The sequence below is a fragment of the Klebsiella sp. H-Nf2 genome (assembly GCF_002806645.1).
GTDB lineage: Bacteria > Pseudomonadota > Gammaproteobacteria > Enterobacterales > Enterobacteriaceae > Klebsiella > Klebsiella variicola.
This window is the reverse complement of sequence record NZ_PIBL01000001.1, coordinates 1066642-1088635: the sequence shown is the minus strand read 5'-3', so window position 1 is coordinate 1088635 and position 21994 is coordinate 1066642. Positions and strand designations below refer to the sequence as shown.

20 protein-coding genes and 1 pseudogene are annotated in these 21994 nt (G+C 56.2%); 8 read left to right on the top strand and 13 right to left on the bottom strand.

Annotated elements, in window-relative coordinates:
* Positions 1-128: 128 nt before the first annotated feature.
* From CWM58_RS05410 to CWM58_RS05355, 12 genes are all read right to left on the bottom strand, one after another.
* Positions 129-608, bottom strand: a complete 480-nt coding sequence (locus tag CWM58_RS05410) for a hypothetical protein (protein WP_100680461.1) — start codon at positions 606-608, stop codon at positions 129-131.
* A gap of 52 nt (positions 609-660) precedes the next feature.
* Positions 661-1596, bottom strand: a complete 936-nt coding sequence (locus tag CWM58_RS05405; RefSeq protein WP_165785687.1) for a peptidoglycan-binding domain-containing protein — start codon at positions 1594-1596, stop codon at positions 661-663.
* 10 nt (positions 1597-1606) lie between these two features.
* Positions 1607-2296, bottom strand: coding sequence for a hypothetical protein (locus CWM58_RS05400; RefSeq protein WP_074385627.1), 690 nt, complete (start codon positions 2294-2296; stop codon positions 1607-1609).
* Positions 2293-3849 (bottom strand): hypothetical protein, encoded by a 1557-nt coding sequence (locus tag CWM58_RS05395; RefSeq protein ID WP_100680459.1) that lies wholly within the window; start codon positions 3847-3849, stop codon positions 2293-2295. The genes CWM58_RS05400 and CWM58_RS05395 overlap by 4 nt, the downstream gene beginning before the upstream one ends.
* A 671-nt stretch (positions 3850-4520) precedes the next feature.
* Complete coding sequence (locus CWM58_RS05390; protein ID WP_100680458.1) at positions 4521-5942, bottom strand: FAD-binding oxidoreductase; 1422 nt, start codon at positions 5940-5942, stop codon at positions 4521-4523.
* Positions 5943-5968: 26 nt separating this feature from the next.
* The gene (locus CWM58_RS05385; RefSeq protein ID WP_004175779.1) at positions 5969-6784 is read right to left on the bottom strand and encodes an ABC transporter permease; all 816 of its coding nucleotides are present in this window, start codon (positions 6782-6784) and stop codon (positions 5969-5971) included.
* A 1-nt stretch (position 6785) separates the two neighbouring features.
* Complete coding sequence (locus CWM58_RS05380) at positions 6786-7616, bottom strand: ABC transporter ATP-binding protein (RefSeq protein WP_004175785.1); 831 nt, start codon at positions 7614-7616, stop codon at positions 6786-6788.
* Positions 7613-8596: an ABC transporter substrate-binding protein gene (locus tag CWM58_RS05375; RefSeq protein ID WP_100680457.1), complete on the bottom strand. Its 984-nt coding sequence runs from the start codon at positions 8594-8596 to the stop codon at positions 7613-7615. Before CWM58_RS05375 ends, CWM58_RS05380 begins: the two co-directional genes overlap by 4 nt.
* Positions 8596-9477 carry a creatininase family protein gene (locus tag CWM58_RS05370; protein WP_100680456.1) on the bottom strand — a complete coding sequence of 294 codons (882 nt, stop codon included), beginning with the start codon at positions 9475-9477 and terminating at the stop codon, positions 8596-8598. Before CWM58_RS05370 ends, CWM58_RS05375 begins: the two co-directional genes overlap by 1 nt.
* A complete protein-coding gene (locus CWM58_RS05365) occupies positions 9474-9953 on the bottom strand; it encodes a RidA family protein (RefSeq protein ID WP_061154333.1) in 480 nt (159 codons plus the stop codon). Before CWM58_RS05365 ends, CWM58_RS05370 begins: the two co-directional genes overlap by 4 nt.
* A complete protein-coding gene (locus CWM58_RS05360) occupies positions 9943-11226 on the bottom strand; it encodes an amidohydrolase family protein (protein ID WP_100680455.1) in 1284 nt (427 codons plus the stop codon). The genes CWM58_RS05365 and CWM58_RS05360 overlap by 11 nt, the downstream gene beginning before the upstream one ends.
* A gap of 11 nt (positions 11227-11237) precedes the next feature.
* Positions 11238-12206 (bottom strand): PDR/VanB family oxidoreductase, encoded by a 969-nt coding sequence (locus CWM58_RS05355; protein WP_100680454.1) that lies wholly within the window; start codon positions 12204-12206, stop codon positions 11238-11240.
* 208 nt (positions 12207-12414) lie between these two features.
* Between CWM58_RS05355 and CWM58_RS05345 the strand changes: the two genes are divergently transcribed.
* From CWM58_RS05345 to CWM58_RS05305, 8 genes are all read left to right on the top strand, one after another.
* Complete coding sequence (locus tag CWM58_RS05345) at positions 12415-13314, top strand: LysR family transcriptional regulator (RefSeq protein WP_061154336.1); 900 nt, start codon at positions 12415-12417, stop codon at positions 13312-13314.
* A gap of 296 nt (positions 13315-13610) precedes the next feature.
* Positions 13611-14600: an ABC transporter substrate-binding protein gene (locus CWM58_RS05340; protein ID WP_100680453.1), complete on the top strand. Its 990-nt coding sequence runs from the start codon at positions 13611-13613 to the stop codon at positions 14598-14600.
* Positions 14601-14611: 11 nt separating this feature from the next.
* Positions 14612-16030: an amidohydrolase family protein gene (locus CWM58_RS05335; protein WP_100680452.1), complete on the top strand. Its 1419-nt coding sequence runs from the start codon at positions 14612-14614 to the stop codon at positions 16028-16030.
* Positions 16031-16050: 20 nt separating this feature from the next.
* On the top strand, positions 16051-17040 hold the full coding sequence (locus tag CWM58_RS05330; protein WP_100680451.1) for an isopenicillin N synthase family dioxygenase: 990 nt from the start codon (positions 16051-16053) through the stop codon (positions 17038-17040).
* A 617-nt stretch (positions 17041-17657) separates the two neighbouring features.
* Positions 17658-18110, top strand: coding sequence for a hypothetical protein (locus CWM58_RS05325; RefSeq protein ID WP_100680450.1), 453 nt, complete (start codon positions 17658-17660; stop codon positions 18108-18110).
* Positions 18111-18469: 359 nt separating this feature from the next.
* A complete protein-coding gene (locus CWM58_RS05315; RefSeq protein WP_052134161.1) occupies positions 18470-18979 on the top strand; it encodes an HNH endonuclease in 510 nt (169 codons plus the stop codon).
* 152 nt (positions 18980-19131) lie between these two features.
* Positions 19132-19734: a site-specific integrase gene (locus tag CWM58_RS05310; RefSeq protein ID WP_100680448.1), complete on the top strand. Its 603-nt coding sequence runs from the start codon at positions 19132-19134 to the stop codon at positions 19732-19734.
* A 177-nt stretch (positions 19735-19911) separates the two neighbouring features.
* Positions 19912-20724 (top strand): abortive infection system antitoxin AbiGi family protein, encoded by an 813-nt coding sequence (locus CWM58_RS05305; protein ID WP_100680447.1) that lies wholly within the window; start codon positions 19912-19914, stop codon positions 20722-20724.
* A gap of 297 nt (positions 20725-21021) precedes the next feature.
* Here CWM58_RS05305 and CWM58_RS05300 read toward each other — a convergent pair.
* Positions 21022-21958: pseudogene (locus tag CWM58_RS05300) on the bottom strand (LysR family transcriptional regulator).
* Positions 21959-21994: the final 36 nt, after the last annotated feature.

The following is a 21994-nucleotide window of genomic DNA, read 5'->3' as shown; positions in this document are numbered from 1 at the left end:
GGCTGAGAGAAACGTGGCCAGATGGGGGATTGGGGAGGGAGGCCAGTGCCTGAGCAGGCCCTGGCCGGATGGGTGGCAATGTCTTTATTTTTCAAAGCGTGCTAAATATCTCCCACTGAATAACCTCATCACCAAAATCGGGCGGCGTAATTAAAATGCTTCATTTGATGTTCGTCGACATAGGAGCTGGTTCCATCATTTTTTGAATCCTTGCCGGAGACCGTATTCCCCGAGATATATTGTGGCACCCCATTAATTATACCTGTGTAAATGCCGGCATGATCTCCTGGCTTTTGACCATTAGCCTGGATGGGATAATCAACTCTTAAAACAATATCGCCAACGGCAATGTCAGAAATAGCTATTATTTTTCCGAGCGCTAATGACTTCTGAAAAAATGCGTCTACGCTGGCAGTTTTAGGCAGGCCGGGAATGCCAGCCTGCCAGCTACACCAGTAGACAAAAGCCATACACCATGGCGAGCCGGGTGCGCTGCCCGCCGCTTTGAGATAGGTATCTACCATCGTGCCAGAATTGCTGTTAAGCGGCTGCTCTTTGACATTAAGCTGACTTCTTGCTTTTTCTATCAAGTCGTTACCATTAGGCATGGTCTTATCCTCATCATATTGGTTGGTGTAATCGTGAATATAGAGATAGCTGCTACGAGTTTTTCTTCATCCAGTCGTACATAATAAGGACATGGTCTGCATAGATTTGTGCCCGTTCGCCCTTGCCGTTATAGAGGCGGATCGTCTCGCGTAAATCCCCACTGGAGGACTGGTTTTTGAGTTTTAATTCACTCATCACCCGCGCCAGACAACTTGGGAAATCTCGCCATTGCTTGTTCAGGAAAAAGCTGGGGTCTGTCAAAATGTGCTGCAAGTCGTACTGGAATATTCCGTAACCTTTATAGACCCAATCCTTAGGTCCCATCTTTCTGAGCGCTCTGGTACGGTTTGCCTCATCGATAAACTCAGCGGTGACCTGATCGCCATACTTCTTACGAAAAATGGCGGTATTTGCAGGAAACGCGTTACGGCTGGTGCCTGGGGCATCACCGCTGGCATCAAAAACACAGCGGGCAACAATTTCGTCGGCACTCATCTGATTTATCCAGTTGAGCCATATCGGGGCGGTTTCCTTGTCGGCGATAGCGCAAATCAGCAAAGCATCGAAAGGGGTGCCAGATACGGCCTTCTCTATCTCGGAACCAAAGTGTTGCATTAACCAGTCACGGCACTGAAGGGCCTGGTCACGACGGAGAGGCGGTTTTGAAGCCGTTGAGCGTATCAACGAAGAGACGTCCGGGGGGGACCACTGAGCCGGTGCTATCCCGGTTTTCGGCTCAGGAAACGCCGCTATTGCCTTGCCGAATAACGCATCGTGGGTCAACCTGCCCACGACGCCATCGACAATTAAATCGCGTACGCTACGCTGGAAGGCTTCCACTGAAAGCCGAGTGGCATTGCCAAAAATACCGTCCGAAGTTCCACAAGGGGGTTGCACTCCGAGCGTGGTCAGCGCCTTTTGTACGGCACGTACATCTTCACCCCGCATCAGCGGAAAACAATAAAACAGGTCACGTGGTTCGCTCATGGTATCAACCTTATACACAGGTGGAGGGAAGACCTGGGCCACCGATGGCAGCGGCATTGACGGTCTGCTGGAGACGTATTGCTATCTCGCCCGTGGCTGGCGGTTGCCCCTTCAGACCGCCCAGGGCGCGTATTCGGGCATCACGGGCGGCCTGACAGCGCTCGGCCTGAGGCAGGTCGGTACGCTGAGCCAGACTGAGGAATGCATTACTGGTGGTAAGCGCGCGGGATGGATTCGGCGGTAACTGGTCCAGTTTTGCCACGGCTTCACGTGTCATTGCCACCGCCTCAGCGGGTTGCTTAAAGGGGGCTGAGCAGGTCAAAGCAAGGACCTGGTTTTCTATCAGATGTGTCTCATCTTCGCTGCCTCTGGCGGCGGCAGAAGATGCAAGCGCATAATCGTTTACCGCATTGTCCATATTGGCCCGGGCCGATGGGGTCGGCATTGGACAGCGAGCCCCCGCCTGAGACTCATTCATCGCGAGTTTGAGGTAGGCATGGCCCCGAATTGCGTAGAACTGCCGACAGACTTCACTACTCTGAGAGGGATCGTTGCAGGACGTCGCTGGTGTTTCCGCAATGATTGCGTCGTACTGCCCGTTGTTTTGCAACTGTTTCATGTGGGCCAGTTGCATGGTGGCACAGGCAGTCAGCAGGCATAGCAAGCTGGCCAGGTTGATGTAACGTTGCATCAGCTTCATAACTTGAGATCCGCAATGGCCTGGACAAAGTCGACGTTCGCCCGGCGTGCAGCATCGACAAGCATGATCAGCAGGTCGAATGCAGCCCTGCTGTCTGCGGGATTGGCGACCATGCTTGAAACACCAGAGACCAGATTGATAAGTTGATTGATGTCCGTAGCACTCAAATTGTTCAACGCTGCGCTGGCTGCGCCCAAGGCTTGAGACGCCGGTGATGTCAGGCTTGCGCGCACTTTGCTGGCGATCTCTTCCGTAATGTCACCCTTGCCATAGAGTGCGAGGAGAGATTGCTGCAGTGCGGTAACGATAGATGTGGCTTCCTCGCCGTCATGGACGATGTCAGCAGCGACGTTTCCGTTGGGCCCATAGGTCTCATTGAGCACAGACACAGGATCGTCGGCTGCCAGCACATTCGCCAGGACGCTATCCACCTCTGCCGGTGGCCGTGCGGCAAAAAAGGGGATGGCTGCTGGGGCGTTCTCCAGGGCGGCACGGGTCAGGGGGAGGGTGAGTGTCCCGCTTTCAACCAGCCCTTGGGCCAGCGGGGCTGCCAGTACGCGAGCGCGCCAGCGCTTGAACTGATCGGAACCCAGTTTAGCGCCGACACCCAGCAGCATCACGATCCCCGCGATGGGGCCTAATGCCGGCATGGCCGGTGCCACTAAGGGTGCCGCTTTGCTTAAAAGGACACTCAATGGTGAAGTGGCGCCGGTCAGGATATTGACGACTTGATTGAGTTCGTCTAGTTGATCGGAGGTGACATCTTTCTTACTGAGATTACGCAAGGCATTAATAATGCTCTCTGCGCGGGTAATAGTATTGTCCAGGTCTCCGGGTAGAACATCCCCCAGTCCTGCAGGCAGTGAGTTAGTCTGTGGGAGCATTGCCAGTAATGCCTTCGCTAAGGCCAACTGCCGTTGCGCCTTATCGATCAGGGGATCGACATCTGCCGTACCTTGTATTTTTTCGGCAAGCTGCATTTTCTGGTCGGCATCATTTTGCGCTCTCTCCGCTTGCCTGGTTTGCTCTTGCGCCGCTTGCTGTGCATTGGCGACGATATTATTATTTGTCGTAGCCGTTGAAGCTGCCGCCCGGGTGCCAAAGTAATAGCCAAAAACGCCGGTAATAATGCCATTGAGATACCCGGCAATCTCCGGGGAGGCGCTCAGTTGAGAACTGAATAGCAACAGAGGCAGGCCTACAACGGCCACGATCAGCGCTAAAATGGCCCGAACTGTGCCTTCAGGCAGCCCCATGGGCAGGTCTTTGAGTTGCGCCACCTTATCGATATTTTCCCCGGCGAAACCCAGCAGCCTAAAATAGCGAGAAGATAGCCACCAGAGAAAAGACACCATCCCTGTGCCGACTAAGAAAACGATGAGGGCAATAAAGGCCTTGAACCCGCTGCCAGTCTCTTTCGAGGGCCAGGAAATGGGGTGTAAACCGAGATAAGTAAAAAGCTTGGCAACGATAAATATCGATATACCTATCATCAAAATTTGCAGTGGGAGTTTACAAATCCTTGCCCAGTTTATTTTTGATTGGTCAGTCATAGTCACCTCATCGATGTGGGGCCGTTATTGGCAGGACGTCATAATGAGGCATCCTGAATTAACGCAAATAATGATTATGTTTTTCAATGCTATAGGTTTTAGTTATCATTCGCCTCCGTTATCGCAAACCAGATTAATTGATAGGCGGGATGCCAATGCTTGTTGTCGCGAGATCAATATGAGTAAAAAATAACGGTGGTGGCTACATGTTTCCTGTATTCTCTAACCGCCAAATATAAACACTATTAATGACTATAAAAGTTCATTATGTGCAAAAGACATAATGCCTTTGAATACGTCATGACTGCGCTGTAATTTATAAGTTTTTCATGTTTATTTTTTTTATTAATTGTGATGAAAGCATTTTCCACCAATAAAAATAGTGGTGGAAGTAATCCAAATAAAAAAATGACTGCGCTGCGTGTGATTTTCTTCATCATATTCACCAGTGATTTTTAGTGAGTCCGATAAAAATAATGGTCAGAACAAGCATATCTATCCGCGGAATTAACCCACGATAATAAATTTATCGTCGCTTTTTTGATGAGTATAACGGAGGAAACAGAGACGCCACTCATTCATATGAATGAGTGGCGTAAAAAAACTCGCCGCGCGGGCAGGAGGAAGAGAAGCGGGCCAGCGACCGGTTAGCGCGCCCCGGAATGGGACGCTCAGGTCGTGGGGGTTTCGCGGGTGGTCAGTGCCAGCGGGTTGCTGTCCAGTTCCAGCTGGTCGCGCAGCGCCCAGCCGCGCAGCTTGCCGGGATTAAGCAATCCCGCCGGGTCGAGAGACTGTTTCACCGCCACGACGTCGGGGCGAATCACGCCCTGTTTGCCGTCCTCAACCTGCAGCACGTGGGGGTTGTTAATCTTGACGTCATTGTCGCGAAATATCTGCATGATGGCGTTGAGCCGCGCGGGCGTGGTATAGCGCACCAGCTGCAGACCGCTGGCGGTGACGTTGCCCTCGATATCCCGCAGGAATTCAATATGGGAAATCACCTCCCCGGCGAAGTGCTGCTCCATCTGTAAAATTTGCTGCGGATAGCGCAGCGGATCAAACGCCGTCTGGAGATAAGTCAGCGTATTGTCCACCTTGAGCGCATGCAGGGTGGTGTGGTTCCAGCAGTATTCCATTAACGAGGCATTTTGCGTCCGGGCCTCGTCGCTGGCCTGACGGATGGCGTTGCTCCCGCGATGGCGCTGTAACAGGCTGGCGCAGAGTCCTTCGCTCTCCTCGGCGATCAGGCTGATAACCGCATGCTGCCCGGTGCGGTAACGATCGTTGAGGTGGCTAAAATAGTCGGCGATCGGCGTGGCCAACAGCGCGACCTGACGTTTTACCAGCCCCGGCGAGCGGACGCAGGCGTTGGCATAGTTCAGCGCATCGGCGAAATCGTCAAACACGTCCAGGCGTTCAATCCACTGGTGCACGGGCGCCAGCGCCAGCTCAACCTCCAGAATGATGCCGTTGGTGCCGTAGGCGTGATGCAGCAGCAGCGCTTCGGGAGCCGGGATGGTCAGTACGCGGGGGACCGGCTCGACGGTCATCACTTTGACGCTGAGCACATTGCCGGGCGCCGCCAGCGGCCCATAGTTGATGGAGCCGATGCCGCCGAACCCGCCACCGTAGAGGCCGCCCAGGCTCGCCAGGCGGTAGGTCGACGGCATGCAGCGCAGCTCCCATCCCGTTGGGCGGGCGGCGGTTTCGATGTCTGCCAGACGAATGCCGGCCTGGGCGCGTACCGTGCCGTTGCCGAGGGCGACGATCTGGTTGAGTCCGGTCATATCGACCAGCAGCCCGCCTTCGAGGGGGACCAGTTGGCCATAGTTGCCGGTGGCGCTGCCGCGCAGGGTCAGCGGCAGCTGGTGCTGCGCGCAGGCGGCGACCAGCTGCCGCAGCTCCTCTTCGTCGCGTGGGCGAACCACCGCGTCCGCCTGTTTCCCCGCCAGTTGCTCAGTGAGTACCGGACTGAACCAGTGAAAATCGCGGGAAAGCCGTTTGATCTTCGCCGGCTGTAAGGTCCACTCCAGCGTCGGGAGTGCCTGCTGGATCGCCGCGACCGCGTGTTGACGCTGCTCATCAGTCATCATTTTTCTTCCTGTTCGTCAGCAAAACATTAATGAGATTGCACGGCTTCGCTTTCATGCCAGGCGCTGAGCGCCCGGCGCGAAACCCAGGACATCACGCCAAACAGCGCGATCCCGGCGAGAGAGATCAGCAGCAGCGCGGCAAACATCAGCGGAATATCCAGCTGGTAGCCAGCCTGCAGGATCTGATAGGCCAGACCGGTATTGGTCCCGCCGGTCCCGGCGACAAACTCCGCCACCACTGCGCCAATCAGCGACAGCCCACTGGAAATACGCAGCGCGCCGAAGAAATAGGGCAGCGCCGAGGGGATCCGCAGCCGCACCAGCGTTTGCCAGCGGCTGGCGTGATTGAGGCGAAAATAGCTCAGCAAGCCGGGGGAGACGCTGCGCAGGCCCTGAGTGGTATTGGAGATGATGGGAAACACCGCCATCAGGGTGGCGCACACCACCAGCGAGAGCGTGGCATCCTTCACCCAGATGATGATCAGCGGGGCGATGGCGACAATCGGCGTCACCTGCAAAAACACGATATACGGAAACAGGGCGGTTTCCACAAAGCGGTTCTGCACCAGGATAAACGCCACCGCGGCGCCAATGACAATCGACAGCAGAAACGAGATCAGGGTGATCTTGAGGGTGAACAGCAGCGCCAGCAGCAGCGGCGTGAGATGCGTCCACAGGCTTTCCAGCATCACCAGCGGCGACGGCACCAGAAAGGCCGGGATGCGGAAATAGCTCACCGCGCCCTGCCACAGGAGCACCACCGCCACCGCGACGAGGGTCGGATAGAGAATTTTGAGAAAACGCGGATGCTGGACCCACGGCGTTGAGGTTGTGTTTTTCATATTATGACTCCATGCCGGACTGGCTGGCCTGCAACAGACTGTCCTGCAGCTGACGGGCATACAGGGAAAAGGCCGGACTGACGCGGAACGCCTCGCTGCGCGGGAACGGCTCCCGGATGGCGATATCTTCGACCACCCGTCCGGGGCGGGCCGCCATCATGATCACCCGCTGTGAGAGAAACACCGCTTCGTGGATCGAGTGGGTGACGAACACCACCGTCAGGTTTTGCTCCTGCCAGAGACGCAACAGGTCGCTGTCGAGTTTGTTACGCGTAATTTCATCGAGCGCGCCGAAGGGTTCATCCATCAGCAGCAGCTTTGGCCGGGTGACCAGGCCGCGGGCGATGGAGACGCGCATTTGCATGCCGCCGGAGAGTTCGCGCGGCAGGACGTCGGCGAATTTGCCCAGCCCCACCAGCTCAAGGACTTCACTCACCCGGGTATTACCTTCCGCGCGCGGCACGCCGGCCAGATCCAGCGGCAACCTGACGTTATTGCGCACGCTGCTCCACGGCATCAGGGTGGCTTCCTGGAAGACGAACGAGAGCGGATGCTGGGCTTTCTCCCGGCTATCGCGCCGCCACAGCATCAGCTTGCCGTCGCTGGGCTCCACCAGGCCGGCGACCATCTTCAGCAGCGTACTCTTCCCGCAGCCGGACGGGCCGAGCAGGGTAATAAACTCCCCCTGATTGATGGTCAGGTTAACGGGCAGCAGCGCCCGGGTACCGTTGCTGTAGATCTTCTCCGCCGACAGCACCTCGATGGCCGGGGTGGCAGAGGCGGGCGTAAAGCGGGTGTCGCTCATCACGGTCAGTTTCGGGGCGGTATTCATGGCATCACTCCGGCGTCTTTGACCATCTCCAGGGTGTAAGTCTGCTCAAACGGCACCTTGCTGGCGTCGATCAGTTTGTTTTTCACCAGCATGTCCCAGGTTTTCTTCAGCCGCGGCTCGGTGATGATGCCGATGCCGCCGGTCTTAGCATCGCCGCCGGTCACCAGCTGGTACTGCTTCATCTGGGCAATACCAAAGGCGATCTGCTCGGCGCCCATTTGCGGATTTGCTTTACCGATCAGGCTGTTGCCGGGGGCGGGATCCTGCAGGTAGCTTTTCCAGCCCTCCATTGAGGCTTTGACGAAGGCCGCCACCGCAGCCGGACGTTTGCGGATGGTGTCCGCCATACAGATAATCGAGTTGCCGTAGGGCGGGTAGCCCCAGTCGCTGAGCGGATAGACATAGAACGGCTGCCCGCCTTTGGCGACGGAGAACGGCTCGGAGGTCACGTAGCCCTGCTGCACCAGATTTTTATCGGCGAGGAACGGCTGGACGTTAAAGGTATAGGGGCGCACTTTGCTGCCAGCCAGACCCAGCTCGCTCTTCGCCCACGGCCAGAAAGAGGTATAGGCCTCGGTGGCGAGCAGGAAGGTTTTGTCTTTAAGCTCCGCCGGGTTCTCCACTTTGTCATGGGTGATAAACACCGTCGGCGAGTGCTGGAACACGGTAGCGACGGTCACCGCATGCACCCCGGCCTGCCAGGTCTCCAGCGCCTGACCATTGTCGCCAAGGGTACAATCCGCCTGACCGGCCGCCATCAACTGCATGACGTTGATCTGCGGGCCGCCCATTTTAATCTCGACGTCGAGACCGGCGTGCTGATACAGCCCGGTGGCCTGGGCCTGGTAAAACCCGCCGTGCTCGGCCTGGGCATACCAGTTGGTGAGAAACGTAAACTTCTCCGCCGCGAAGCCGGAGGCTGAGGTGGCGAGGGCGGCCACGGTCAGCAGGGTAAAAACGGGCGTCGATCTGGTATTCATCATGGCTCCTTGGATTCAGCAGCGAAAGAGGGGGGGAGGGACTGAACAAAGCCGTGCCAGTGCTGTTTGCCCCAGGTCGGTTCGCGACGTTCGACCCAGGCCATGCGGTGGATCTCGATGATCGCTTGCGCCCAGCTGGCGGCGAGGGAGTCGAGAAGCCCTTCGCCTTGCTCCCGCGTCGCCGGGGTCGGGTCGCCAATCACCCCGCTGGGGCCAAAGTCATAGGACGCCCACGCGGCCGCCGGACGGCCTTTCGACAGGGTCGGGCAGGGGAATTCGGGGGGGAAATTAGCGACGGCACGTTCCATATGGACGCACTCCGGCGCCAACGCCAGCATCAGCGCCGTTTCGCTATGCCCGGCGTGCATCGCCATCCGTTGTTCATGCGGGCTGAGAAACTGTTTTTCGCAGTTGGGCACGTTGAACACGTCGTGGGAGATGGCGATGAAATCCCCGTGGCGCAGGCGCATTTCCCGGCTGGCTATCTGCAGGATCTGCGGCTGGCCGCCGTGGCCGTTGATCATCAGCAGCTTGCGAAAACCGGCCCGATAGAGGGATTCGGCGATCTCCAGCACGGTATGCAGCAGCGTATCGCCGCTGAGGGTCAGGGTGCCGGGAAAATGCAGATGTTCCTCGGACTTACCGTAGGTGATCGGCGGGATGGCGTAGGCCGGGATCGCTGCCGGCAGCCGGGCAAGGGCATGGCCCGCCACGCCGGAAGATATCACGCTGTCCACCGAGCAGGGCAGATGCGGGCCGTGCTGTTCGATCGCCCCGGTGGGGAGGACGATAACCGTGTTGCTTTTATCCGGCAGGGCGGCAACGTCCGTCCAGCTCAGAAAAGGGAGAAAGCGCGCTGCAGGAATGTAACCGTTAATCATCGCGGAGCCTCGGAGTTAAATGACGGGGGTAACCAGACGGTTGCTTCGACTTCAATCAATACCGTGGCGTCGGGCAGCATTTCGCTGACCTGGACCACGGTGGAAACGGGCGGTTGGTCGGGATAAAACAGCTTCCTGACCCGGCTGTAATAGGGAAAATGGTCAAGGTTGCGAAAGTACTGCACCAGCTTGATAACGTCGCTCATCTGCCCTCCGGCGGACTCCACGGTGCGGCGGATGCTTTCCAGTACGTACCAGCTCTGGGCGAGGATCGGGCCCTGTTTCGCATCGGTCGAAAATTCGCCGGTCGCCCCCAGCAGCTCTCGCACCGACTCAGGCACATCCTGAAAGCCGTTGACGATGGTGCCGGTCAGGGGATTGACCGGAATAATGCCGGAGAGAAAAATAAAATCACCGGCTCTGCGCCAGGCGGCATACCGCGCCAGCGGCGCCCCCGCGCCTGTTTCAAGACTCATGTGCCATCTCCTCTTGCCACACGCGCCGGTGGGTTAACCTGCCGTGGTTAACCACCAGACGGGCGGCGCTGTTTAAAGGCCAGGTAAAACGGTCGCTACCCGGGAAAATCACCACGCTGGCCGCCGCGCCGATGGCAAAGGGCGCCGCGTCTGCCGGCGAACCGGTTAACGCCGCGCGATCGCAGATCAGCCGCGACTGCCGGTCGAACAGGTCGCTGAGCTGGGCGCTGAACAGGCCGCAGGCCAGGGTGTCCAGCGGGTCATAGCTCCCCGCCGGGCAGAAGGCATCCTGTACGTTGTCGCAGCCGAGCAGGGTGGCCACGCCGGCGGCCTGCGCCTCGTGCAGCAGGGTGATCCCCCGCTGGCGCGGCGTGCGACCGAACGTCGCATCCTGCAGCAGCAGGTTGGTCATCGGCAGAGCGATAAGGGTGACGCCGTGCGCCGCCAGCTGGCGCAGGATCGGCGCCGCCTGTTCGTCGCTGCCAGCGGCCAGCGCGCAGCCGTGGCTGCAGCAGATATGCCCGGGAAAAGGGTGGCGGGAGAGATGGTCCGCCAGCCAGGTCAGCCCCTGAGACACTTCGCTGAGCTCCTCATCAATATGCAAATCCAGATCCAGCTCCCAGCGGGCCGCGCAACGCAACAGGTTTGCCATGGCGGCAGCGTCCCAGTTGGAGGAGTGGATGAAGCCGCCCAGCAGGCAGCCCTCCCCGCTGGTGGCGACCGTTCGGGCAATGGCCCCGGCGTCCGCCGGATCGCGAAACAGGGTCAGCGGGACCAGCGCCACCCGCTCCAGGGTGATACCGACGGTGTCGAGGCGGGCGAGCTCCTGCCAGGCGTCCGGTGCGTCGGCGGTAAACCAGTCGATATGGCTACGCAAATGGGTCACACCATTTGCAGCCGCCCGGGCCAGCGCGGCGGACGCTCGACGTTGAATATCCGCCCTGGTCCAGTGCTGGCGATCCTCGTGCATGGCGTGGATCGCCGCCAGCAGCCCGGCTTGCGCCGGACGGCAGCGTTCAATGGTAAAGGTCTTGTCCAGATGGGCATGAGGTTCCACCAGGCCGGGGAGCGTCAGGGCCCCCGCCAGGTCCCACAGGCCGGGAGTCGGCTGGTCGGTCGGGGTCAATGCGTCAATCCGGCCGTCGCGAAAGGCCAGGTCCGCCAGCAGCGGTTCACCGTTGGCCTGCGTCGGCCAGCCGTCGGGCAGCGCCCAGGCCGGGAGTCGGGCGCGGCTGATCCCGACGAGCGGCGCGGAAGAGGAGAGGAGCGTCATCGTCAGTCTCCTCACAGATCCAAAACCAGAACCGGCGATTTCGCCCGCGAACAGCAGAGCGTGATCTGGTCGTTGCCAGCTTTCTCTTCCGCCGTCAGCACGCTGTCCCGGTGTTCGGGGATCCCGTCGAGGACCCCGGTAATACAGGAGCCGCACATTCCCTGTTCGCAGGAGAGCATCACCTCCACGCCGGCGTGCTGTAATACCTGAGCAATGGTTTGATCCGCGGCGACCTGCAGGCGCTGCCCACTGGAGGCCAGCTCAATATAAAACGCATTTTTCGCCGCAGTATTATTTTCCGCCGCGGGAGTAAAACGCTCGAATACGAATTGCGAGGGTGACCAGCGAAATTCCTCCATGACCGACTGCAGTCGCTGAATAAAACCCTCCGGGCCGCAGGCGACCACTGTGGTATCAGGATCGGGCGTGGTTAAGCAGGCGGGGATCCGCTGGCGAAACGACGCGCCTTCCTCGCTACAGTGGATCGCCACCGTGCCGCCCGCAGCCAGCTGGGTCAGGCGCGGGGAGAAGGCCGTCTGGCGCGAGCTGGCGACATAATAATGCAGCTCCAGCGCCCCCTTTCTGGCGGCAATCGCTTCAGCCATCGCCAGCAAAGGCGTGATGCCGATACCGCCGGCAAACAGCAGGTAGCGCCCGGCCTGCGGCAGGGGAAAATGGTTGCGCGGCGGCGAAATGGAGAGCCGATCGCCGGCTTTGAGCTGCTGGTGCATATAGCGTGAGCCGCCGGTGGAGGTCTCAGCCAGCCTGACGCAAACTTCATAGTCTTTGCCGCGGTCAGGCATGCCGCACAGGGAATACTGACGGGGGCCAATGCCGGGAATAAAAATATCGATATGCGCCCCGGCAGAGTAGGCCGGTAATATTTCCCCGGCCGCCGCCTGCAATATTACGGATAGATTTCCCTGTCCGTTGGGGCGTATTTCCCCGACCGAGACCGAAATAAGATCGTGGCTGTGCATTACCGTTTACTCTCCCTCATTCCGCTGTCTGCAGGGCGGCCAGGGTCGGCGAAGAGATAACTCCCCCTTCGCGGTAAACTGTCCGGCGTGCAAGAAAATGGGTGAAACGATCGTTTCTCCGCTATGAATGCTACGGTATTGTGATAAAACTGTTGCGTCCAGAGCTTTGATTCGCACAACCCGTTGCAAAAAAGAGAGCACCCAAACCATGTTTGCCTTCTCCCGATTTCTGCTCTATTTCACCGAAGTGGCCCGTCAGGGATCGTTTCGTAAAGCGTCAGAGGCGTTGCATGTGTCGGCGTCTTCCATCGACCGTCAGATTTTGCGCGTGGAACAGGAGCTGGCGATGCCGCTCTTCGAGCGCCATCCCACCGGGCTGCGGCTGACCGCCGCCGGGGAGCTGCTCCTGCACGCGGCCAATAACTGGAAAAAGGACTTTACCCGGGTCTGCGAACAGCTGGATGACCTGCGCGGGTTGCGGCGGGGGCATGTGCGTATCGCTACCATCGATGCCATTAACCGGCATTTTTTTTCGACGATGCTCAAAGAGGTGCATAAACATTATCCCAACATCTCTTTTACATTGACCACCATGAACAATATCCACATTCAGCAGGCGCTGATCTCTGGCGAGGCGGATTTCGGCATCATGCTCAATCCCCAGACCTCCCGCGAACTGCAGGTGCGGGCGTTTGCCGAGATGAATATGGGGATCGTGGTGCCGACCGGCCATCCGCTGGCCAGCCGCAGTGCCGTGCGCTTTAGTCAGTGCATCGACTACCCGTTTATCCTGCCGTCCGCCCCGTTGATGATCAGCGAGCCGGTGGAGGCGCTGGTGAACATCAGCGGCAACGAGGTGAAGGAGGTGGCGGTGTCGAACAACATTCACATGATCCGCACCCTGATCAAAGAGCAGATGGGCATCGGCATCCTGTGCCGGCTGGATATTCTCGATGAGATCGAGTCCGGCCAGCTGGCGTTTGTACCGCTAACCGATCCGCAGCTTAAGCCTTTCACGCTGGCGCTGTGCGTCTCGCCCGCCCGCCAGCTTTCCCTCGCCGCCTCGATGATGTTGAACCAGCTGGAGATGCTCTTCAGTCAGCTGTGAGAGACCGGGCAGGCACTAAAATCATTCATTAACGCACCATGATGGTGCGTTCTTTGTGTGCATGAATCAAAGGTTGCATGCCCAAGGGCGGCGGTGCAGGCGATTTCTCGCGGCCGCTCGCGGGGCAATCAAATCTGGCATTGTTTTTGTATAGCTGAGTGTGAGTAGAAGCGGTCAGTACGGGTTATCCATACGGGACATTGCTCAGTCACCATGTCGCGGTTCAATGTTGACCGGGATGGGAGGCTGAGCCGTGGTTTGCTCGCCCCTCTCCCGGCATGAAGAGGAGAGGGATAATGAAAAGTCGTGCACGCCTTCCCCGGGGCTTTCGCTGGCTGGGCCTGATGGCTCTCGGCGGTGTCTCGCTGGCCGTTCAGGCCGAGGAGAAAATCGTTCTGCTGACCTCCTGGTACGCTCAGGCGGAGCAGGGGGGTTATTATCAGGCTCAGGCCACTGGGCTGTACAAAAAATATGGTCTCGACGTCGAGATCCGCTCCGGCGGACCGCAGGTCAACGGCATGCAGTTGCTGTTGTCGAAGCGGGCCGATGTGATCATCGGCTACGATCTGCAGCTGCTGGAAGGCATTCAGCGCGGCTTCGAGGCGAAAGCCATTGCCGCGCCCTTTCAGTACGATCCCCAGGGGCTGCTGACCCACGCCGATGTCACCTCCCTGCAGGGGCTGAAAGACAAAACTCTTCTGGTCTCCAGCTCCGGTCAGGCGACGTGGTGGCCGTGGCTGAAGGCGCAATACCAGCTGAGCGACGCGCAGGTTCGCCCCTATACCTTCAATATTCAACCCTTTGTCGTCGATGACGCTGTCGCCCAGCAGGCCTATGTCAGCTCCGAGGTGTTCCAGGTGCAGAAGGCCGGGGTGAAGGCGAACTTCTTCCTCTTTTCCGAACACGGCTATCCCCCGTACGGCGGCATCCTTATCGTCCGCCCGGATACCATCGCCGAGCGTAAAGCGGCGATGGCGAAGTTTGTGCGCGCCTCGATGGAGGGCTGGGTGAGCTACCTCAACAATCCGGCGCCGGGAAATGCGCTGATTAAGCAGGACAATCCGAAAATGACCGACGATCTGCTCGCCTGGGGCGTGACCCAGATCCGTGAGCATCACCTGATCGACGGCGGGGATGCCGCCAGCCAGGGCTGGGGGACGATGACCGACGCGCGCTGGCAGAAGACCCGCGATTTTATGGTCAGCACCGGTCTGCTGGCGGCGGCCACCGACTGGAAACAGGCCTACACCACCGAATTTGTCCAGACCATGCAGGTTAAACCCTGAGGAGCGACGACATGTCATTAATCATTAAAAATGCCCATGCCATCCTCAGCGGCCTGCCCGGAGAGGCGGCGCGGCTGGCCGGGCCGGATATTCGCATCCGCGACGGCAAGATTGCGGCCATCGGCAGCCTGACGCCGCTGCCGGAAGAGCGACTGATTGATGCCCGCGACTGCGTGATCTATCCGGCGTGGGTGAACACGCACCACCATCTTTTTCAGTCGCTGCTAAAGGGCGAGCCGCAGGGGCTGAACCAGAGCCTGACGGCCTGGCTGAGCGCCACGCCGTACCGCTTTCGCGCGGCTTTCGATGAACATACCTTTCGTCTGGCGGTGCGCATTGGTCTGGTGGAGCTTCTGCGCTCGGGCTGCGCCAGCGTGGCGGATCACAACTACCTGTACTGGCCGGATATGCCCTTCGATACCTCGGAGATTGTCTTCAGCGAAGGGAAGGCGCTGGGGATGCGTATCGTCCTGTGCCGGGGTGGGGCGACCCAGGGCCGGGCGGTAGAGCAGGATCTGCCGGTGGCGCTGCGTCCGGAAACCTTCGACGGCTATATGGCGGATGTCGAACGGCTGGTCAGTCGCTATCACGACCCCCGGCCCGATTCTCTGCGTCGGGTGGTGATGGCGCCCACTACCGTCCTGCACTCCGCGCCGGGCGCCCAGCTGCGGGAGATGGCGAAGCTGGCCCGCCAGCTGGGGATCCGGCTGCACAGCCATTTATCGGAAACCGTCGATTATCTCGACGCCGCGCGGCAGAAATTCGCCATGACGCCGGTGCAGTTCTGCGCGGAGCACGACTGGCTGGGAAATGACGTGTGGTTTGCCCATCTGGTGAAGCTGCTGCCGGAGGAGATTGCCCTGCTGGGCCGCACCGGAACCGGCATTGCCCACTGCCCGCAAAGCAACGGCCGGCTGGGCAGCGGCATCGCCGATCTGCTGGCGCTGGAGCAGGCCGGGGTCCCGGTCTCGCTGGGGGTGGACGGCGCCGCCTCCAATGAAGCGGCGGATATGCAAAGCGAAGCCCATGCCGCATGGCTGCTTCAGCGCGCGCGCAAGGGGATGCTGGCGCAGCCGCGCTACGCCGGGGGCACCTTCGAGGGCGGGGCCGATGCGGCCACGGTGGAGGATGTGGTGCGCTGGGGCAGCGCCGGCGGCGCGCAGATCCTTGGCTTAGCGCAGACCGGCACCCTGCAGGTCGGCATGCAGGCGGACCTCGCCATTTACCGGCTGGACGATCCGCGCTACTTCGGCCTGCACGATATGGCCATTGGGCCGGTGGCCTGCGGTGGGCGCGCCGCGCTGAAGGCGCTGCTGCTTAATGGCCGGCCCATCGTGGAAGATGACGCCATTCCCGGTCTCGATCTTGACGCGATGCGCCATGACGCGCTGGCGGCCGTCCGTACCCTCCAACAGCGCGCCGCTGTTTAACTGATAACAGGATAATGACGATGACCTCAACCACCCAGAATCAACGCTATGCCTTACAGGAACTGGAAAAAGAGGCGCTGATGGGCGCCCAGGGCGAAGAGACCTTCGCCCGCGAAGTGCGCTGTATCGACCTGTCGAACTTTGCCGAAAGAAAAAATGACATTGCCGAACAACTGTGGGAGGCGGCGGTGGAGATTGGCTTCTTCCAGGTCAGCCACCACGGTATTCCGCTGGCGGATATCCGTCAGGCGTTCAGCATGACCGAGGCGTTTTTCGACCTGCCCGACGAGGTGAAGCGCCAGTATCCGCTGGCCGGCAACGCCGGCTGGGAGAGCAAAGCGCAGGTTCGGCCATCGACCCGCACGCCGGATCAAAAAGAGTCGTATCAGATCACCCGGCCGCTGATGGCCGGGCGCTGGCCCAGCGATCGGGAGTTGCCAGCATTTCAACAGACGATGCTCGGGTTTGAATCGCAGTGCTGGCAGCTGGGGATGAAGATCCTCTCCTGCTTTGCTTTGAAGCTCGGTTTTCCGGAATCGTTTTTCACCACCGCGCACGATCCGCAGCGTGACACCTATCAGAGCACCTTGCGCATGCTGCATTACTATGCAACCGGGCAGTCGCAGCAGGGGATGTGGCGGGCCGGCGCGCACACCGATTTTGACTGCCTGACGCTGCTGTTCCAGCGCCCCGGCCAGGGCGGCCTGCAGGTTTGTCCCGGTAAAGACCGCGAAAGCCAGCAGTGGACCAGCATTGAGCCGCGCGAGGAGGTGATCACCTGCAATATCGGCGATATGCTGATGCGCTGGAGCGACGACCAGCTGCCGTCTAACTTCCACCGGGTGAGAAACCCGCTGCCGCACGAATATCAGGGGCCGCGCTACAGCCTGGCGTTTTTCTGCCAGGCCAATAAAGATGTCGAGATCCTCGGGCCGCAGAGAAAGTACCCGCCCATCAGCGCCGAGGATTATCTGCAGCAGCGGATCCAGGCCAATTTCGCCAAAGGGTAGGATGCTCCCTTGAGAGGTATACCTGCCGCCGGCTTTCGCTGACGCGGCGGCAGGATATCTGGCGCTCGGCTTTTCAGCTACCGTGTTAAGTTCCCTGGTGTCGTTGAAATAACTGAAGAACATCCCGCTAAGCGTCAGCAGCAAACTGCCTCGGCTAAGGCCCTGGAAATCACGCCCTTTACGTCGTAAACGCCGTAAAGCCAGCTCACCGGGGTTAAAGGGATTACCTTAATTTCTTTATAGCTGTTAGTGGGTTAAGGCTAACCAGGGCAGGGAGGCAGAATTTATAGTTCGGTAACCGCCTACGCCGGGCTTTAGGCGCCATTTGACTCCACAGACACATGTAACCTCATCTGGCACCCTCATGCCGCTGACGCGGTATTCAGAAGCTTCCCGATGCTGTAGGTTTTAACGTCTGCTTTGTGCCAAGAGCGGACACTAGCGATTGTACTTTGCATTAATACCACTGCGAGGCAGTTTTTTGCTCCCTTTTTGCGAGTATTAGGTAAAACGCCTATTATGCATGAACCATGCACTCTGACGCCCAGCCGCACTGTGCTGACCCAGGCGTTACCGATATAATAAATGGCGAAATTCATTCATCATAAGGAACTAAAATGACTGACCGGGTGATATTGCAGCGTGAGTTTTCTGAGCTTATGAACGGGCTGCACGGAAGCATCTTAAAATATGCTATTGACCGAGCCGAACACCATCAGTGTGAGGTTTATCTGTGCGTGAACAATAAAACACACTGCGATCAAATACTAGAACGCATCTTTGAAAAAAAAGTTGTTAATAAACTTAAGTCAAATCAGGTTATCTCCGTTAACGGACGGAAATTGAGCTTATATTCGCCCCTGACCCTGAATAAGAGTTATCTGACGGAAGCAGTGTATTTATTGATGTTCCCAAGCCCTGAACTGCTGAAATCTGTTGAATATCAGGCGAGCCTCAACCCCGTTCATGAAATTATCGTGTTTACTGAATCAGACGGGCATACGGAGGCTACGGATAACTGGATGTCGGAACATGAGGTGCGCATGCTGGGAATCGAAAAAACAGTTTAATAAAAGCAGCCAGCAGGAGGCTTTTTACATCTGTTTTCGAGCATATCTTTCGGCGGGTCGTTGATAATCCGGGTCGCAGTGTAGGCTATCAACGACCAACCAAACAATAAAATTCCACCTCTCCCTCCCGAGGTCTTGACCTGCTCCCTGTCGGTTAACACACGGGAAGGTGAGTAGAGCATTATCAATGGCGATTACAGTTGCGAATGTCTGCTCCTCGCTCACAGCAGACCTTCAGCTTAGGTAACTTGCCCGCTTTGTGCCAGGAGCGGACGTTGCTAACAGCGTAGTGTGTTAATCTATAGGGCGCAGGTCAGCTGATCTCTAATCAACTGTTTGAATTCTTGAGGAGCAGTAATATGGCAGTAGTTCCTAGACAAAACGCACCAAGTAAAAAAAAGATCTGGCAGTACTGGATTGACAATGGAATTCAAAGAGGTTTGGATGATACGCGCTATGATAATGCGTGTGATTTCAATGTATGTGTCTGCTGTGGCCGCGAATCCTCAAAATTGGAGAGGGCGCATATTATCCCTCACTCACTAGGCGGAAGTAATGATGTCTCAAATTATATTCTGCTATGCAATAAATGCCATAGAGAAAGCCCAGATATTGCTAATGAATCTGCGCTTATTGAATGGATGAATGAGCAACCTACTGAAATGGAAAGCATGTTAAGACTAATCCAACAGGAAATGGATAAATATAATAAAGAAACTCAAATGGCAGTTAATGAAATTCTTATCAAAGAAATTTTCAGTGAGTTGTTCAAAAAGGCAGGAGCACATGGTGGTAGAATTTCTGATGCAACCAAGGTGTATATTGTTAGGGAAGCTTTGAAAAAAATATTTAGTCAGGCCACTTTATAAATTAAAATAATTATAGTCATTCAGATTGACCGGTCTATTTAATGTTAAGTTTTACTTTACATTAGATTTAAATTTTCTTTTAAGGAAATGCCCGCTCTTCGCTCATGAGGGACAACCATACTCAAATCTCCCACATTGCAGGAGATTTGAGTATGAACATGTCACCGTGGAACAAAGACCGTATCAATGCCCAAAAAAGACCACTTCAGATATCTCATATCTGGGGTATCCGAATCCGACTTGAACTGGAAGGTAAAACGCGCGATTTAGCCCTGTTCAATATGGCCCTAGACAGTAAACTTCGGGGTTGTGATCTGGTTAAGCTAAAAGTTTCTGATGTTGCATATGGTAGCTCCGTTTCAAGCAGAGCAATGGTGTTGCAACAGAAAACCGGTAGCCCTGCGCAATTTGAGATAACTAAAGGGACAAGAGAAGCTGTTGCTGCATTGATAAAGCTTGGCAATTTGCACAGTAAAGACTTCTTGTTTCGGTCTCGGGTCGGAACTAACCGGCACATTTCAACCCGGCAATACAACCGAATCTTTCATGGGTGGGTAGAAAAGCTTGGTCTCGAAGATTCGCTTTACAGCACACATTCCATGAGAAGAACAAAACCTTACCTGATCTACAAGAAAACCAAGAATCTCCGGGTGATCCAACTTCTGTTGGGTCATAAGAAACTGGAAAGCACAGTCCGTTATCTGGGCATTGAAGTCGATGATGCGTTAGAGATCTCTGAATCGATTGAAGTCTAAGGTTGCCAGGGCTGCAACAGCAGTCCTGTGCCAAAAACGGAAGTAGCTAACAGCACTTAGTTTTCATTAACGAAGTGCAGGCCACTATCGCTAATTCTGCTTGCTGATGTATGCAAAATACTGATAACCTTTATTTTTGGTACTTAATTCATACATCAAACATTATGGATGATCATTATGTCACATAGTTTATACCCAACTACCTTGTTTCATTTTACTGAAAAGTTAGATACCTTATTTGAGATACTTGACTCAAGTGATTTTCGAATTTCTTTTGCTAGAGAATTTATACAAGGCCAGAGCACGAATAGAAATTTCGGTATACCGATGGTTTCATTTTGTGATATCAGACTAACACAGCTTACCCAGCATACTGAAAGTTATGGACATTATGGCATCGGATTATCTAAAGATTGGGCAAACGAAAATGGGCTTAATCCAGTAATTTACATGTCCAAGCACTCTTCTGTTTTCGATAATTATAATCTAGAGATTAGGAGTTTAAAATCAGAACTTGATAAGTTATTAAAGCACTTTGAAGAAATGAAATCTTCAGGTACAAAACCTCAATTAACTAATGCAAAGCGGAAATGTAACTCAGCGCTTCTAAGTTACAAGAAAATTGTAGATCCTTTGCGATACATGAAGAATTACCAAGCAACTTTGAAACGGCGCAATGGCCCGGAGATACCTAACTATATTTTTGCAGATGAGAGGGAGTGGCGATTTGTTCCAGATATAGAAAACTCAACTGGAAAGCCAGTGATCGCTGCTCCGAAAAATATATCAACTCAAGATGGCAAGAGAAAATATAACGAGTTTTATGATAATGACAGGTTGCCATTTTCTCATAAGGATATTAAATATGTCATTGTAAAACATGAAAGTGATGTTGAAAAGATGATGGTCTTTCTGCATGAAAAGTATGGTTCAAAAAGTAGCTTGATTCCTAGGGTTCTCTCAACTGAATTGATAGCGAATGATATGTAATTAAAGCCCCGTTTGGTTTAAATTATTTATGCAATGCTTTCTTTTTGATACTTCATCGTGCTCTTATTGTGTTTAACGCTAAAACTAACCTGATCTCCGCGTTTCACATAGACCACTATTAGCAAGGTCCGCTCCTCGCTCGCAGCGGACCTTCAACTCAGGTAACCGTTCAACCTGATGTGCTGGTGTGAAAGGTGAAGCTGAGGGCCATGTGCTGCAAATCAAGATTCAGCGGTGCAGACTTTTCTGACCTTAGGGGAAGCGGGCGGCACACTCTGCTTCAGTGGGGGGTGCTAATCACCACAAATTGTTAGACACAAGGGATAGGGGTCGCCGATGCGGGTGACAAGGGGATCTCTGCCGCAGCCATAAAATCGATGAAACAGCGTATTCTCGGTGACAGGTAGCGGCTGGCTGGCCACAGGACCGAGAAATGCCCATCCTTGACGCAACAGCCGGGCAACATCTCCTGCAGTTGTCCCTCATTGATGGCCTCGCGCACGACAAAATCAGGCACATAAGCGATGCCCATCCCCGCCGCGCTTAAGCGAATGGCGGCCTCAATGTTATTGACCGTCATCACGGCCGTGGCCCTGAAATCTCCCGTCAGCCGCATATCGCGCAGTTCCCAGGGCTGGATCAGCCCCGTCGAGGGGAAGCGGAAAAAAATGCACTTGTGCGCCGCTAATTCCGCTGGCGAGCCGGGGACGCCGTATTCCGCCAGATAGGCCGGACTGGCGCAGAGCACAAAACGAAAGCCACCCAGCTTTCTGGCGATCAAGCGGGAGTCCGCTAATTCACCGCTGCGGATAGCGACATCAAATCCTTCATCGATCAGATTGACCAGCCGGTCACTAAAGTCGAGATCCAGTTCAACCTGCGGATAAAGACGGGTAAAGGCGGTGAGGGCGGGGAGCAGCAGGCGGTAGCCGATGACGGGCAGTGAAATCCTCAGTTTGCCGGTGGGCTGTGAGAGACTGCTCGTCAGCTCTGACTCGGCCTCCTGGATCTGCTCCAGGATACTCTGGCAGCGGGACAGAAACGCGGCCCCCTCCGCCGTCAGGCTGACATTTCTGGTGTTGCGGTTGAACAGCCGGACCCCCAGTTTATGCTCAAGCCGGGCGACATTCTTACCCACCGCCGAGGCAGATATGCCCAGCAACCTGGCGGCCTGAACAAAGCTTAGCGTTTCGGCGGTGCGGACAAAGGACGTCAGCGAGGTGAGGCTGTCCATCGATTATAAACCTTATGTCTCTTAAGAAGATATTTT

Excerpts from the sequence above, each read along its gene's own strand:
- CWM58_RS05410 (WP_100680461.1), bottom strand. The coding sequence starts at position 608 with ATGCCTAATGGTAACGACTTGATAGAAAAAGCAAGAAGTCAGCTTAAT.
- CWM58_RS05405 (WP_165785687.1), bottom strand. The coding sequence starts at position 1,596 with ATGAGCGAACCACGTGACCTGTTTTATTGTTTTCCGCTGATGCGGGGT.
- CWM58_RS05400 (WP_074385627.1), bottom strand. The coding sequence starts at position 2,296 with ATGAAGCTGATGCAACGTTACATCAACCTGGCCAGCTTGCTATGCCTG.
- CWM58_RS05395 (WP_100680459.1), bottom strand. The coding sequence starts at position 3,849 with ATGACTGACCAATCAAAAATAAACTGGGCAAGGATTTGTAAACTCCCA.
- CWM58_RS05390 (WP_100680458.1), bottom strand. The coding sequence starts at position 5,942 with ATGATGACTGATGAGCAGCGTCAACACGCGGTCGCGGCGATCCAGCAG.
- CWM58_RS05385 (WP_004175779.1), bottom strand. The coding sequence starts at position 6,784 with ATGAAAAACACAACCTCAACGCCGTGGGTCCAGCATCCGCGTTTTCTC.
- CWM58_RS05380 (WP_004175785.1), bottom strand. The coding sequence starts at position 7,616 with ATGAATACCGCCCCGAAACTGACCGTGATGAGCGACACCCGCTTTACG.
- CWM58_RS05375 (WP_100680457.1), bottom strand. The coding sequence starts at position 8,596 with ATGAATACCAGATCGACGCCCGTTTTTACCCTGCTGACCGTGGCCGCC.
- CWM58_RS05370 (WP_100680456.1), bottom strand. The coding sequence starts at position 9,477 with ATGATTAACGGTTACATTCCTGCAGCGCGCTTTCTCCCTTTTCTGAGC.
- CWM58_RS05365 (WP_061154333.1), bottom strand. The coding sequence starts at position 9,953 with ATGAGTCTTGAAACAGGCGCGGGGGCGCCGCTGGCGCGGTATGCCGCC.
- CWM58_RS05360 (WP_100680455.1), bottom strand. The coding sequence starts at position 11,226 with ATGACGCTCCTCTCCTCTTCCGCGCCGCTCGTCGGGATCAGCCGCGCC.
- CWM58_RS05355 (WP_100680454.1), bottom strand. The coding sequence starts at position 12,206 with ATGCACAGCCACGATCTTATTTCGGTCTCGGTCGGGGAAATACGCCCC.
- CWM58_RS05345 (WP_061154336.1), top strand. The coding sequence starts at position 12,415 with ATGTTTGCCTTCTCCCGATTTCTGCTCTATTTCACCGAAGTGGCCCGT.
- CWM58_RS05340 (WP_100680453.1), top strand. The coding sequence starts at position 13,611 with ATGAAAAGTCGTGCACGCCTTCCCCGGGGCTTTCGCTGGCTGGGCCTG.
- CWM58_RS05335 (WP_100680452.1), top strand. The coding sequence starts at position 14,612 with ATGTCATTAATCATTAAAAATGCCCATGCCATCCTCAGCGGCCTGCCC.
- CWM58_RS05330 (WP_100680451.1), top strand. The coding sequence starts at position 16,051 with ATGACCTCAACCACCCAGAATCAACGCTATGCCTTACAGGAACTGGAA.
- CWM58_RS05325 (WP_100680450.1), top strand. The coding sequence starts at position 17,658 with ATGACTGACCGGGTGATATTGCAGCGTGAGTTTTCTGAGCTTATGAAC.
- CWM58_RS05315 (WP_052134161.1), top strand. The coding sequence starts at position 18,470 with ATGGCAGTAGTTCCTAGACAAAACGCACCAAGTAAAAAAAAGATCTGG.
- CWM58_RS05310 (WP_100680448.1), top strand. The coding sequence starts at position 19,132 with ATGAACATGTCACCGTGGAACAAAGACCGTATCAATGCCCAAAAAAGA.
- CWM58_RS05305 (WP_100680447.1), top strand. The coding sequence starts at position 19,912 with ATGTCACATAGTTTATACCCAACTACCTTGTTTCATTTTACTGAAAAG.